12 protein-coding genes are annotated in these 12,474 nt (G+C 70.6%); 9 read left to right on the forward strand and 3 right to left on the reverse strand.

Annotated features, from left to right (window positions below; genetic code table 11):
* The first annotated feature begins 167 nt into the window (after window positions 1-167).
* From H0B56_RS03475 to H0B56_RS03490, 4 genes are all read left to right on the forward strand, one after another.
* Window positions 168-380 (forward strand): helix-turn-helix domain-containing protein, encoded by a 213-nt coding sequence (locus tag H0B56_RS03475; protein ID WP_089300364.1) that lies wholly within the window; start codon window positions 168-170, stop codon window positions 378-380.
* Window positions 381-536: 156 nt separating this feature from the next.
* The gene (locus H0B56_RS03480; protein ID WP_089300574.1) at window positions 537-635 is read left to right on the forward strand and encodes a 30S ribosomal protein bS22; all 99 of its coding nucleotides are present in this window, start codon (window positions 537-539) and stop codon (window positions 633-635) included.
* A 221-nt stretch (window positions 636-856) separates the two neighbouring features.
* Window positions 857-1,918, forward strand: coding sequence for an NAD-dependent epimerase/dehydratase family protein (locus tag H0B56_RS03485; RefSeq protein ID WP_180891439.1), 1,062 nt, complete (start codon window positions 857-859; stop codon window positions 1,916-1,918).
* 162 nt (window positions 1,919-2,080) lie between these two features.
* Window positions 2,081-3,190 carry a lysophospholipid acyltransferase family protein gene (locus tag H0B56_RS03490; RefSeq protein ID WP_425484489.1) on the forward strand — a complete coding sequence of 370 codons (1,110 nt, stop codon included), beginning with the start codon at window positions 2,081-2,083 and terminating at the stop codon, window positions 3,188-3,190.
* Window positions 3,191-3,231: 41 nt separating this feature from the next.
* Here the strand turns inward: H0B56_RS03490 and H0B56_RS03495 are convergent, their stop codons facing one another.
* From H0B56_RS03495 to H0B56_RS03505, 3 genes are all read right to left on the reverse strand, one after another.
* Window positions 3,232-4,176, reverse strand: a complete 945-nt coding sequence (locus H0B56_RS03495; RefSeq protein WP_425484482.1) for an HAD family hydrolase — start codon at window positions 4,174-4,176, stop codon at window positions 3,232-3,234.
* Window positions 4,177-4,369: 193 nt separating this feature from the next.
* Window positions 4,370-5,551, reverse strand: a complete 1,182-nt coding sequence (locus H0B56_RS03500; protein WP_180891442.1) for a DUF5667 domain-containing protein — start codon at window positions 5,549-5,551, stop codon at window positions 4,370-4,372.
* Window positions 5,552-5,789: 238 nt separating this feature from the next.
* On the reverse strand, window positions 5,790-6,494 hold the full coding sequence (locus tag H0B56_RS03505) for a sigma-70 family RNA polymerase sigma factor (RefSeq protein ID WP_425484490.1): 705 nt from the start codon (window positions 6,492-6,494) through the stop codon (window positions 5,790-5,792).
* A 536-nt stretch (window positions 6,495-7,030) separates the two neighbouring features.
* Between H0B56_RS03505 and H0B56_RS03510 the strand changes: the two genes are divergently transcribed.
* The 5 genes from H0B56_RS03510 to H0B56_RS03530 all read left to right on the forward strand — a co-directional run bounded on the left by H0B56_RS03510 (window position 7,031) and on the right by H0B56_RS03530 (window position 12,463).
* Window positions 7,031-7,267 carry a glutaredoxin family protein gene (locus tag H0B56_RS03510; protein WP_180891444.1) on the forward strand — a complete coding sequence of 79 codons (237 nt, stop codon included), beginning with the start codon at window positions 7,031-7,033 and terminating at the stop codon, window positions 7,265-7,267.
* Between the two features lie 423 nt (window positions 7,268-7,690).
* Window positions 7,691-8,470, forward strand: a complete 780-nt coding sequence (locus tag H0B56_RS03515) for a redox-sensing transcriptional repressor Rex (protein ID WP_180891685.1) — start codon at window positions 7,691-7,693, stop codon at window positions 8,468-8,470.
* Window positions 8,471-9,841: a glutamyl-tRNA reductase gene (locus H0B56_RS03520; RefSeq protein WP_180891445.1), complete on the forward strand. Its 1,371-nt coding sequence runs from the start codon at window positions 8,471-8,473 to the stop codon at window positions 9,839-9,841.
* Window positions 9,838-10,791, forward strand: a complete 954-nt coding sequence (gene hemC / locus H0B56_RS03525; protein WP_180891446.1) for a hydroxymethylbilane synthase — start codon at window positions 9,838-9,840, stop codon at window positions 10,789-10,791. The genes H0B56_RS03520 and hemC overlap by 4 nt, the downstream gene beginning before the upstream one ends.
* Window positions 10,792-10,918: 127 nt before the next feature.
* Entirely contained in the window at window positions 10,919-12,463 is a 1,545-nt protein-coding gene (locus tag H0B56_RS03530; protein ID WP_180891447.1) for a bifunctional uroporphyrinogen-III C-methyltransferase/uroporphyrinogen-III synthase, read from the forward strand.
* Window positions 12,464-12,474 lie beyond the last annotated feature (11 nt).

The following is a 12,474-nucleotide window of genomic DNA, read 5'->3' on the forward strand; positions in this document are numbered from 1 at the left end:
CATGAGCCTCGCCTGTACCGCTAGGCTCGGGGATGAGGATGCTGGCCGTGGACGGACACGGCAGGTGTGCCCGCGGGGCGGCTGGTGGCCGGACAGGTGAGCAGGACCCGTTGAGAATGGTGTCAATGTCGTCAGCGGTGTAGCTGGCGCGAAGGGCACGGTGACGTATGCCGCCGAAGAAGGATGACTCGCCCTCGCACAAGCAGGTGCAATTCCTGACGGTGGCCGAGGTCGCGACGCTGATGCGGGTGTCGAAGATGACCGTGTACCGCCTCGTGCACTCCGGCGAGCTGCCGGCGGTCCGGGTCGGTAAGTCTTTCCGGGTGCCGGAGAAGTCCGTGCACGACTACCTCGAGGGCGCCTACTTCGACGCCGGGTGACGACGGGTGGCGCGGCTGGACGCCGTCCGCGCGCGAGGCAGCACGACGCAGGAGGCGTGGTGAGCCCGCGCGGCCGTGGGCGCCACGCGCGGACCCCGGGCACGCGAGGTGGCTGACCCGGCCCGTGCCGGTACCGGCGATCGTGAGGTGACGTCCGTGGGCTCGGTGGTCAAGAAGCGCCGTAAGCGCATGTCGAAGAAGAAGCATCGCAAGCTGTTGCGCCGCACCCGGATGCAACGACGGCAGGGGAAGTAGACGCGGGGCCGCCGGCGCACGCGCCGGAGCACGCGTCGGGGCCGCGCGGGCCCGCCGGTCGTCGAGCTTGTTACCACCAGGTGAACGCCCGTCCATATGACTATCTACCGGCGTGCCGGCCGCGATAGTATCGCCACCACGAAGCGTGTGACCGTCTTGGCCGGGACGATCGACCGCGCTGCGGTACACACGCAGATTGAATGTATCCACGAGGGGTATCGATGCCGTCGAACGTAGTGCTTGTGACCGGCGTCGGGGGCGAGCTGGGCGGGAAGCTTCTCGCGCGGCTGGGTTCCAACGAGCAGCTGGAGCGAGTGATCGGTGTCGATACCGTGCCACCGTCCCAGTGGTTGGTCGACCGTATGGGCCGGGCGGAGTTCGTGCGGGCCGATATTCGTAACCCCCTCATCGAACGGATCATCGCCGACGCAGGCGTGGACACCGTGGTGCACGCCTCGATGACGGCGCACCCGGCGGGGCCCGCGCCGCGGGTGGCGGTCAAGGACACCAACATCATCGGGACGATGCGGCTGTTCGCCGCGTGCCAGCGTTCGCCGCGGGTGCGCAAGCTCGTGGTCAAGTCGACCGCTGCGGTGTACGGAGCGGGACCACGGTCGCAGGCGGTGTTCACCGAGGACTCCCCGCTCAAACCGGCATCCTCCCGCGGTTACGTCTCCGACGCGATCGATATGGAGGGCTATATCCGGGGGTTGCGGCGCAGGCGACCGGATCTGACCGTGACGACGGCCCGTTTCGCCAACCTGATGGGGCCTGCCGTGGACACGGTGCTGACCAGGTACTTCGCGCTGCCTGTCGTGCCGACGATCTTCGGTTACGACGCGCGCATGCAGTTCGTGCACTCCGCGGACGCGCTGGCCGTGCTGGAGCAGGCCACGATGCGCGACATTCCCGGAACGTTCAACGTGGCCGCCGACGGCGTCATCATGCTGTCACAGGCGATCAGGCTCGCCGGACGCGTGGAGCTGCCGGTTCCGAGCTCGGCGCTACCGACGATCGCCCCGGTCCTGCGCGGTGCGAAGCTCGTCGACTTCTCACCCGACCAGATCCAGCTACTCACCTACGGCCGCGTGGTCGACACGACAAGGCTCGAGCAGGAGTTCGGCTACGCGCCGCGGTGGACGACTCGCGAGGCGTTCGACGACTACGTTCGAGGCAGGGCCCTTGGCCCGGTCGTGGACAGGGAGTCGTTGGCGACCCTGGCTGGGAAGGTCGCGACATCGGCCGTGTCGGGCCAGGCATCCGGACGAGCACAGCCCTGGTGACACGGCATTGCCCGCCTCCAGACACGGTGAGGACTACGGAGGGACATCACCATGACCGACAGGGATCATGTCAACGGCGCCCGTCTCTCCGGAAACGGTCGCGGACGCCGGGACGGTGTGGCCGAGGGGCCGCCGATTCCCGAGCAAGCCACGGTCCTGCGGTTGCCCCGGCCGGATCGGGGGCCGGCCGGGGAGCCGGACGGGGCCAGGGAGCCGGACGAGGCCGGCGATCCGGAAAGTCACGGCGCTTCGCGCGGGACCGGCACCGGTGCGGAGCCCGCCACGGCGGCGCAGCGGGGCGAGTCCGGCGAGCACTCCCGGAGCGGGGAGCCCCGGCGGTCGCAAGGCGCGTCGATCGTGCGCTTCCCCGGCGCCGCCACCACGGAGGAGCGCTGGGCCCATTCCGGCCAGGACGGCAGGACCGACGCCGTGCCCGAAGTGCTGCCGGAGTCGCTCGCCGAGGCCGTCGCGTTCCTGGCGAACCGGCTCACCGGTGAGTACACCGTAGACGAGTTCGGGTTCGATGCCGACCTGACCGAGCAGGTGATCGCGCCCGCGCTGCGCGTGCTGTACGACAAGTGGTTCAGGGTCGATGTGCGCGGTGCCGAACACCTCCCGGAACGGGGCGGGGCGCTTCTCGTGGCCAATCATTCGGGAACGTTGCCGCTGGACGCCGCGATGACCGCGCTCGCGGTACACGACAACCACCCAGGAGACCGGTTCCTGCGCATTCTCGGTGCCGATCTCGTTTTCCAGATTCCGGTGCTGGGTTCGCTCGCCAGGAAGACCGGGCAGACGCTGGCCTGCTCTTCCGACGCCGAGCGCCTGCTCGGCCGAGGCGAGTTCGTCGGGGTCTTCCCGGAGGGTTTCAAAGGCGTCGGAAAGCACTTCTCCGCCCGCTACAAGCTGCAGCGCTTCGGGAGGGGAGGGTTCGCCTCGGCAGCGATACGCGCCGGGGTGCCGATCGTCCCGTGCGCGATCGTCGGCGCTGAGGAGATCTACCCCAAGCTCGGGGACATCAAGCCGCTCGCGCGGCTGCTCGGCCTGCCGTACTTCCCGGTGACGCCGTTCTTCCCGCTGCTCGGCCCGCTCGGCGCCATCCCGCTGCCGACCAAGTGGACCATCGAGTTCGGCGAGCCGATCGAGGTGGACGGCTGCGCGAGCGACGGCGACCCGATGGAGGCGTTCACCCTTACCGACCAGGTGCGTGAGGCGATCCAGCAGATGCTCTACACGCGCCTGGAGCGGCGCCGCGGGGTGTTCGGCGGGTAAGGACCCCCGCCCCCGCGGGCCCCTGGCGGGACGGGCACGATCTAACGCTTGCGGAAAGCGACGCCCGCCGCCACCGCGCCTGCGAGCGCGCCCGCGCCGAGCACCGAGGGCACCCCGATCTTCGCGGCCTTGCGACCGGTACGGAAGTCGCGGATCTCCCACTGGCGCCGGCGGGCGACCTCGCGCAGGCCCGCGTCCGGGTTGATCGCCACCGCGGTTCCGGTCACCGACAGCATCGGCACGTCGTTCTGCGAGTCCGAGTACGCCGTGCACCGCTTGAGGTTCAGGCCTTCCTTCGCCGCCAGCGCGCGCACCGCGTGCGCCTTCGCCCGCCCGTGCAGCAGGTCGCCGACGAGCTTGCCGGTGTACACCCCATCATCGGTCTCGGCCACGGTCCCCAGCGCACCCGTCAGGCCCAACCGGCGTGCGATGATCGCGGCGAGCTCTACCGGGGTCGCCGTGACCAGCCAGACGCGTTGACCGGCGTCCAGGTGCATCTGGGCGAGTGCGCGTGTGCCCGACCAGATCTTGTCGGCCATCAGCTCGTCGTAGATCTCCTCGCCGACCGTGTTGAGCTCCTCGACGCTGCGCCCAGCCACGAACGACAGTGCCTGTTCCCTGCTCGAGGAGACGGTGTCCTTGGTCTCCTTGCCGCCGATCCGGAACTTCGCCTGCCGCCACGCGAACCCGGCGAGATCCGATGTGGTGAAGTACTTGCGCGCGGCCAGCCCCCTGGCGAAGTGGAAGATCGACGCGCCCATCATCATCGTGTTGTCGACATCGAAGAAGGCCGCCGCGGTGAGATCCGGCGGGGCGGGTGGCCCGGCCGTCGCGGAGCGCGCGGCGTGGCCTTCCGGCTCGTCGCCGTCGCGCTGCGCGGCGAGGTCCATCCGGCTGGCTGCCTCGGCCGAGGCCTCCCCAGCCAGCGTGGCAAGCCGTTCCAGCTCGTGGCGTTTGGCCTTCCGGCGCCACAGCGACACGCGCACCGCCTCCCGTCACGGATATGAATGGAGTGCTGGGCCACAGCGTAGCCACCATGCCGGCGCGCTCGCGTAGCGCTGTCGCTCTCGTTTCCGCCCGCGGCGTGACACGCCCTCTCCCAACCGGCTGTCCTGCCGCGCGACAGGGCCCCTGTCCGGCGGCCGTCCCGTCGCCGGGCGGGAGCGCCGGAGACCTGGGTCAGCCGGAGTCGCCCGTGAGGTCCGTCTCGAGCTCGTCGAGCTCGGAGCCGGTCAGCTCGGTATCGTCCGAGATGCCCGTCTCGGCGCTCGTCTCCGGCGAGGGGGCCTGTGGTGAGCCGGGCACGTCCACCCCGGTGTCCGGTGCCGACGGCTCGTCCGTCGCCGCCGGTGCACCGGGCATGTCGACGGGGTCCTGTACGTGTGGTGTGCCGGACTCGGCGCCGGACTCCGTGGGGTCCGCAGCGGTGCCGGTGCCGGGGCCGGACGCCGTCGGCTCACCGGGCGAGGTGGAACCCGCCTCCTGCCCGCCCTGCTGCAGGCCCGTGCTCGCTGCCGCGGAGCCCGCGCAGGAACCCGTCGCCGGGACGGCTCCGAGCTCGTCCGTGCGGCCCGTCGTGATCGGGTAACAGGTCATGCGCTCGGCAAGCGCCTTCGCGCGGTCCTCGATCGCGGTGAGTAGCTCGGCACCGGCCCGTGCCCGGGCGCGCGCCTCCGCGGGCAGGGCGGTCTCGATGTCGCGCATCCGGCCCGCGTGCTCGGCGGCCCAGTCGCCGAGGATTTCGAGACGGTCGCCTCCCGACCGCGTGGCCGTGGTGGTCACCAGCTGCGCGCCGGTGGTGGCGTGGGTCTCGAGATTGGTGAGTAGCTCCCGGTGGACGGAGTGCGCCCGTCCCACGTCGCGGTCACCGGCAAGCGACTCGAGCTCGGCGACGCGGGTCGAGGCCAGCTCAAGATGCTTGGCACCGCGCGCACTGTCGCCCACCGCTGTCTCGAGTTCCAGGGCTTCCGTGCTGCGCTTGACCTCGTAGAGCATCTCGCCCGGCAGCGCGTCCTCGGCGAGGTCGGCCCCGACGAACGCGAGCGCGAAGACGGCGGCGACCGCGGCGGCGAGCATCGTGCTCACGCGCGGGCGCCGGGGCCGGCTCGCGCCGGTGCCCGGTGAGCCTGCGGCCGCGCCTGCGACGGACCCGGCCTGCGCATCGGCCCCGAGCACACGCTCCCGCATACGCAGGCGGGCATGCTGGTCGACGCCTTCCTCGGTGCCCAGTGTGCGTAGCGCGGACACCACGGCCAGCTCCCTGGTGAACTCCTGGGGCCCGGGGTGGTCATCGTCATCGATCGCCCGGGCGAAGCGTTCGCTCCGTTCCCGGTTACGCCGGTACCACACGGGCTGGTTCACCGCTTGCTTCGCCTCCAAGTGCGTCGACCGCCCCTGACGTGCCGCGCGGAGCGGCACGTACTCGACGTCGCTGACGAGTAGGGGTTCGTTCCTGGAGTAACGACTCGTGACCTCGAGGGTTACGGCGCAGCGGGCGATACGCACAAACGTATGAAAGCGGCTACGCCGGCCGGCCGAGGCCCACACGGTCAGCGGGCACGGTGCGGTCGTGATCGGCGGCTCGTGCCTGCCGGTGCGCTCAGTGGAAGCCGGGGGGAAGGAGGTGCGCGAGCCTGCGCACCGCGCGGTGCTGGAGGGCCTTGATGGCGCCCTCGTTGCGCTGCATGATCTGCGCTGTCTCGGCGACGGACAGGCCCTGGATGAAGCGCAGCACGATGCAGTCGCGCTGGTCACCCCCGAGCGTGTCGATGCACCGGAACAGCTCGTTCTTGGTCGCAGAAGCCAGGACCTGCTGTTCGGGCCCGGAGTCGTCGGCACGGTCGGTGCCGACGAACGCGACAGGCCCCGACTCCGCCAGCTCCGAGGTCACCACCTCGCGCTTGGCCCTGCTCGACTTGACGTGATCGAGGACGAGGTTCCTGGCGATGGTGATGAACCACGCGCCGACATCGCGGCCCTGGTAACTGACCGACGAGATCCTGCGGAGGGCGCGCAGGAAGGTCTCGCTGGTCACATCCTCGGCCAGCTCCCGGTCCCCGACACGGAACAGCACGTACCGGAAGACCGTGTCGACGTAGCTGTCGTAGAGCCTGCCGAACGCGCCCGTGTCGCCTGCCTGGGCCGCGTGTACCAGCTCCCATGCCTCGGCCGTGGCCGCTGCTGCCGCGGCGTCCCCGGTGTCCTTGGCGTCCTTGGCGTCCTGGGTGTTCTTGGCGTCCTGGTCCTGCTGAGTGTCCGCACGAGCCTCGTCGTGGGCGGTGCGGGCGCCATCGCGGGCGCTCACCCGCTCGCCATCAGGGGCACGGGTGGCGGGGGCGTCCCGCTCCACCGGAGCGATCGTGCTCGACGCGCTGCCCGATGGGCGGGATCCGGCCCGTTCGGCGGGAGCGCCGGCGGGCGGAGCCGTAGCGGAGAAGGCGAGGTGCAAGGTCATCCAAGCAGCCCTCCTGGGAGCTCGCCGGTGTACGCACGCGGCGCACGGGTACCGGTGTGCCGGCGAACACCAGCGGCGATGCGGTCGCCGGATCGATCGGCGAGGCGGTGTGACACGGGGTCTCCTCGTCGTGCTGGTGTCCGTCACTCCAAGTCGCAGCGTTCTGGCCGCTATAACCCGGGCTAGGGAAGCATACGTCGTATTACCCGTCAGTAGGTAGTCTTTCCCGGGTTGCAATTCGGAGACGTCCATCCGTTCGGTCTATGACGCGAGTCACTCTAGCGTGTGAGTAGTAGCCGTATGTCAACCAACGTTCGCGGTGCATACGGGCTTGCTGCGCCCCCTGCGGGGCCCGCGGCGGGCGAACGGGGGCATTATGGGTGTTTATGGGTCATGTCACGGTTCTGAGCCGGCACGGTTGCACGTTGTGCGTCGAGGGTGAGCGCGCGGTCGAGCGGATCTGCACCGAACTGGGCGCGAGCTGGTCGGTTACCGATGTCGACAGCGATCCGGAGCTGCGTGCCGAGTACGGCGACCGGGTTCCGGTGTTCCTGGTGGACGGGCAGGAGCACGGCTACTGGGCTGTGGACGAGGCGCGGTTGCGTGGCGCGCTGCGTGGCTGAGGGCCGGCCGAGAGGCGGCTTCCTGGACGGCTCGCCCGGCCGGCGGATGCCGGACCCCGCGAGGCCGTCGTGATCGCGCGCGGGCCCGGGGCGAGCTCCTGAGCAATCGAGGATTTTGTGCACACCTTCACAAGCGGTTACCGTTAGCCGTACACCGCTCGCGGAAGACGCATCCAACACCGTGGCGGGCAGTGCGTCAAGCGTTGGTGCGTATCCCTCGTGTGAGTTGAGTTATCTGCAAGGAGAAGCAGCGTGGTCGGACGGCGGAGCCGAGACGGCGGTACCGGTAGTCGGGCCGGCAATCAGGCCACAGCCAAGTCCGCCGGATCCGCGGGCAACAACGGCGACGCCGCTGCCGCACGGCGCGCGCGGCCCAAGCGCGCACGTCGCGCGGCCGACGCGGACAGCGCGCCGACGGCGGAGATGCCTGCGGTGACCGACAACGGGTCGGGACCGGACGGTTCGGCGCCGGACGGGGACGCGGGCAAGGCGCGTGCCGTTCCCGAAGCGGCCGTGGCGCGGCTGGCTGTATACCTGCGCGTGCTGACCACCATGGCCGAGCAGGGCGCGGTGACCGTCTCCAGCGAGGAGCTCTCGGCCGCGGCGGGAGTCAACTCGGCGAAGCTACGCAAGGACCTGTCCTACCTGGGGTCCTACGGTGTCCGCGGGGTGGGCTACGAGGTCGGGGTGCTCACCGAGGAGATCGAGCGGATCCTGGGGCTTACCCGCCAGCACAAGGTGGCCGTGGCCGGGATCGGGAACCTCGGGCACGCGCTTGCCAACTACGGGGGCTTCCCCGGGCGCGGCTTCCCCGTCGCCGCCCTGTTCGACGTCGACCCCGACCTGATCGGTGTTCCGGTGGGCGGTATCGCCGTCTCGCACCTGGATGACATCCCCGCGGTGTGTGCCGAGCGGCAGGTGTCGATCGGCGTGATCGCGACCCCGCCGGGGGCGGCGCAGGTGGTGTGTGACCGGCTGGTCGCGGGCGGGGTGGAGTGCATCCTGAACTTCGCGCCGGTGGTCCTGCACGCCCCGGAGCACGTCCAGGTGCGTAAGGTCGATCTCGCCGTGGAGCTGCAGATGCTGTCGTTCCATGTGGCGTCCCGCGACGCCGGGAATCCGGCAGACGGCGGTCCGGTCTCAGTCACATCCGCTGGAACGGGCGTGCTTTCCCGGGCATCATCCAATGGTGAGGTGGTATGAGTGAGCGTGCTGGCTGTCGGGCTGTCGCACCGCACCGCTGAACTGCGCACCCTCGAGCGAGTCACGGTACCGCAGGACGAGGTACCCAAGGCCTTGCACGAGCTGCAGAACGCGCAGGACGTCAGCGAGGTCATGCTGGTGTCGACGTGTAACCGCGTGGAGATCTACGCGGTCGTGGAGAGCTTCCACGGTGGCTTGTCCGGGGTGTCATCGGTGCTCGCCCGGATGGCGGGCGTGGACGTGGCAAGCCTGTACGACAGCATGTACGTGCACTATGCCGGTGCCGCGGCCGAGCACCTGTTCAGCGTCGCGTGCGGCCTCGACTCGATGGTGGTCGGCGAGACCCAGATCCTCGGACAGGTCCGGGCGGCCTACGCGGCGGCGCGGGAGGCGGGCACGGTCGGCAGCACGCTGCACGACCTCATCCAGAGCACCCTGCGGGCCGGCAAGCGTGTGCACAGCGAGACCGAGCTCGGCGCGCTCGGTGCGTCCGTGGTCTCCGAGGCGCTCGAAGCGGCCGTGGACGGTACCGGAGCGTTGGCAGGCCGGTCCGCAGTGATCATCGGAGCGGGCTCGATGGGCGCGCTCGCCGCGGCGCAGCTACGCGAGTACGGTATCGCCGACGTCACCGTCGCCAACAGGAGCGTGGACAACGCCACGCGCCTGGTCTCCTCCTTCACCGAGCACGGCATCCCGTCCCGCGCCGTGGGGCTCGGCGAGCTTCCGGACATCCTCGCTGGCGCCGACCTCGTGGTGTGCTGCACGGGTGCGCAGGACACGGTACTCACCGCCGACGTGCTTCCGGAACGCACGCGCGAGGACGGGCTGGTGATCTGTGACCTCGGCCTGCCGCGCGACGTCGAGCCGGCCGTCGGCGACGTCGCGGGCGTGCGCCTTGTGGACCTGGAGACCGTGCGACACCAGGTCGACGAGCACAGCGTGCGGGCGCACACCGAGCATGCCGCGGAGATCGTGCGTGCCGAGGTCCGCGAGTACCTGGCCGGCCAGCGCAGCGCCGCGGTCACCCCCACGGTTACCGCGCTGCGCAGGCAGGCTTCCGAGGTCGTCGATGCCGAGTTGCTGCGGCTGGACAGACGGCTGCCCGGGATGGACGAGCAGACAAGGGACGAGGTGACGCGGACGGTGCGCCGCGTCGTGGACAAGCTGCTGCACGCGCCGACCGTGCGGGTCAAGCAACTGGCCTCGGAGGGAACCGAGAGCAGCACCGACTACGCAGGGGCGTTGCGCGAGCTGTTCGGACTCGATCCCGCGACCCCTGCCACGCTCAGCCGCCCGAGCCGGCCGCTCGGCGAGCACGACCGCGCCGAGCAGGACGGGACGGCGGACCCCGAAGGGGGGTCGGCACGGTGACAGGCACGATCAGGATCGGGACCAGGGCGAGCACGCTCGCGCTGGCGCAGGCTCGCACGATCGCCGACAAGCTCGAGAACGCGGGTCATACCGTGGAGACCGTGCGGATCTCCACCTCGGGTGACCGGTCCAGCGCACCGATCACCGAGATCGGCGTCGGCGTGTTCACGTCCGCGCTGCGCGAGGCCTTGCACGCCGGGGACATCGACGTCGCCGTGCACTCCTACAAGGACCTGCCGACGGCCGAAGAACCGGGCCTGGTCATCGCCGCCGTCCCGGAACGGGAGGATCCCAGGGACGTGCTGGTCGCCAGGGACGGGCTCACCCTCGGCGAGCTGCCCGCCGGTGCTGTCGTCGGCACCGGGTCGCCGCGCAGAGCCTGCCAGCTTCGGGCACTGGGGCTCGGTCTCGAGGTGACCGGGGTGCGCGGCAACATCGACACCCGGATGCGCAAGGTCGCCGACGGGGAGATGGACGGGGTCGTGCTCGCGCGTGCCGGACTGGCACGGGTGGGCAGGCTCGACGAGGCGACGGAGACGATCGACCCCATACAGATGCTGCCCGCCCCGGCTCAGGGGGCGCTGGCAGTCGAGTGTCGCTCGGCCGATGTCGAGCTGGAGCAGCTGCTGCGGGACAGCGCCGAGGACTCCTCGGCGCGTGCCGCGGTGGTCGCCGAGCGCGCTGTGCTGGCCACGCTCGAGGCCGGCTGTAGTGCGCCGGTCGGGGCGCTGGCCGACGTGGTGTCCGATATCGACGATACGGACGGTGTGGCGCAGACGGTGCTGCGTATCCTGCTGCGCGGCGTGGCGGCGTCCGGCGAGCCGGACGACAGCGAGGTGTTGCGGGCGTCCGCGACGGGGGACCTGGCCGAGGCCGAGTTCCTCGGCAAGAAGGTGGCCGCGGAGCTGCTCGATCTCGGCGCAGGAGCGTCGAAACCCCTGGGTATGTGACCGAATAACCGGTGTGACCGAGCGGTAGGAGGACGACGCGGGTACGCGAGCGGGACGCTCGCGCTGTGCCCGCGCGAAGCCCGGCCGCGCGCAAGCGAGAACGAGAAATCAAGGAGTAGCGCAGACGATGACCCCCGCAGAGAAGTCCCCAGGGCGTGTCGCATTCGTGGGCTCCGGGCCGGGTGACGCCGGGCTGCTGACGGTGCGCGCCAAGGAACTGCTCGGCTCGGCCGATCTGGTCGTCACGAACCCGGACGTGCCGTCGACCGCCCTCGCCTACGCGGGCGACGAGTCCGAGGTGCGACCTGCCGTGGGTGAGCCGGGCGAGGTCGCCAAGGACCTCGCCAACGAGGCGGACGCGGGAAGGCTCGTGATCCGCCTCGTGGCGGGCGACCCGCTGACACAGCAGGCCGTCGTCGGCGAGGCGCACGCCGTCGCGCGCACCGACGCGGTGTTCGACATCGTCCCCGGTGTCTCGCCCGGTGTGGCTGTGCCTGCCTACGCCGGGATCGCCCTCGGCGGCGACTACACCGAGATCGACCTGCGCAACGAGGTCGACTGGGCCTCGCTCGCGAGCGCGCCGGGCACCCTGGTGCTGCACGGGACCTCGGCCCACCTGGCCGAGGTCGCCTCCGCGCTCACCGAGCACGGGCGCAAGCCGGAGACGCCGGTCGCGGTGACCGCGAACGGGACGATCAACACGCAACGCACCATCGACACGACGCTGTCCGCGCTCGCCGCGGACGTGGGTGAGACGGTCGGCCCGCTGGTGATCACTATCGGCGAGGTCGCGGGCGAGCGTGGAAACCTGTCGTGGTGGGAGTCGCGTGCCCTGTACGGGTGGAAGGTGCTCGTCCCCCGCACCAAGGAGCAGGCGCGCGACATGACGGACCGCCTGGTCGGCCACGGGTCCACCCCGCACGAGGTGCCGACGATCTCGGTGGAGCCGCCGCGCAGCCCCGCCCAGATGGAGCGTTCCGTCAAGGGACTCGTCGATGGCCGCTACCAGTGGGTGGTGTTCACCTCGGCCAACGCCGTGCGTGCGGTGTGGGAGAAGTTCAGCGAGTTCGGGCTGGACGCCCGCGCGTTCTCCGGAGTGAAGATCGCCTGCGTCGGGGAGGCCACGGCGGCGAAGGTGCGCGCGTTCGGGATCGTGCCGGACCTCGTGCCGTCCGGCGACCAGTCCAGCGAGGGCCTGCTCGCGGAGTTCGACCCCTACGACGACGTGTTCGACCCGGTCAACAGGGTGTTGTTGCCGCGGGCCGACATCGCGACCGAGACGCTCTCGGCAGGCCTGACCGAGCGTGGCTGGGAAGTCGACGACGTCACGGCGTACCGTACGGTGCGTGCCGCGCCGCCACCGGCCGAGACCCGCGAGATGATCAAGACAGGTGGTTTCGACGCGGTGTGCTTCACCTCGGCATCGACGGTGCGCAACCTGGTGGGTATCGCGGGTAAGCCGCACCAGCGCACGCTGGTGGCCTGCATCGGGCCGAAGACCGCCGAAACCGCGGCGGAGTTCGGCCTGCGCGTCGACGTGCAGGCCTCCAAGCAGCTGGCGACCGTGCTCGTCGACGAGCTCGCCGAGCACGCGGCGAAGCTGCGTGCCGAGGGTGCCCTGCCGCCGCCGCGCAAGGCCAAGCGCACCCGCCGCAGCTCGACATCGTCCTGACGCGCTGACCC

Origin of the sequence: Haloechinothrix aidingensis, from assembly GCF_013450155.1 — a bacterium.
GTDB classification, from domain to species: Bacteria; Actinomycetota; Actinomycetes; order Mycobacteriales; family Pseudonocardiaceae; genus Haloechinothrix; species Haloechinothrix aidingensis.

What these genes read in the sequence shown, in the direction of transcription:
- H0B56_RS03515 (WP_180891685.1), top strand. Translation starts at nt 7,691, where the DNA reads ATGCCTGCGGTGACCGACAACGGGTCGGGACCGGACGGTTCGGCGCCG.
- H0B56_RS03530 (WP_180891447.1), top strand. Translation starts at nt 10,919, where the DNA reads ATGACCCCCGCAGAGAAGTCCCCAGGGCGTGTCGCATTCGTGGGCTCC.
- H0B56_RS03475 (WP_089300364.1), top strand. Translation starts at nt 168, where the DNA reads ATGCCGCCGAAGAAGGATGACTCGCCCTCGCACAAGCAGGTGCAATTC.
- H0B56_RS03485 (WP_180891439.1), top strand. Translation starts at nt 857, where the DNA reads ATGCCGTCGAACGTAGTGCTTGTGACCGGCGTCGGGGGCGAGCTGGGC.
- H0B56_RS03510 (WP_180891444.1), top strand. Translation starts at nt 7,031, where the DNA reads ATGGGTCATGTCACGGTTCTGAGCCGGCACGGTTGCACGTTGTGCGTC.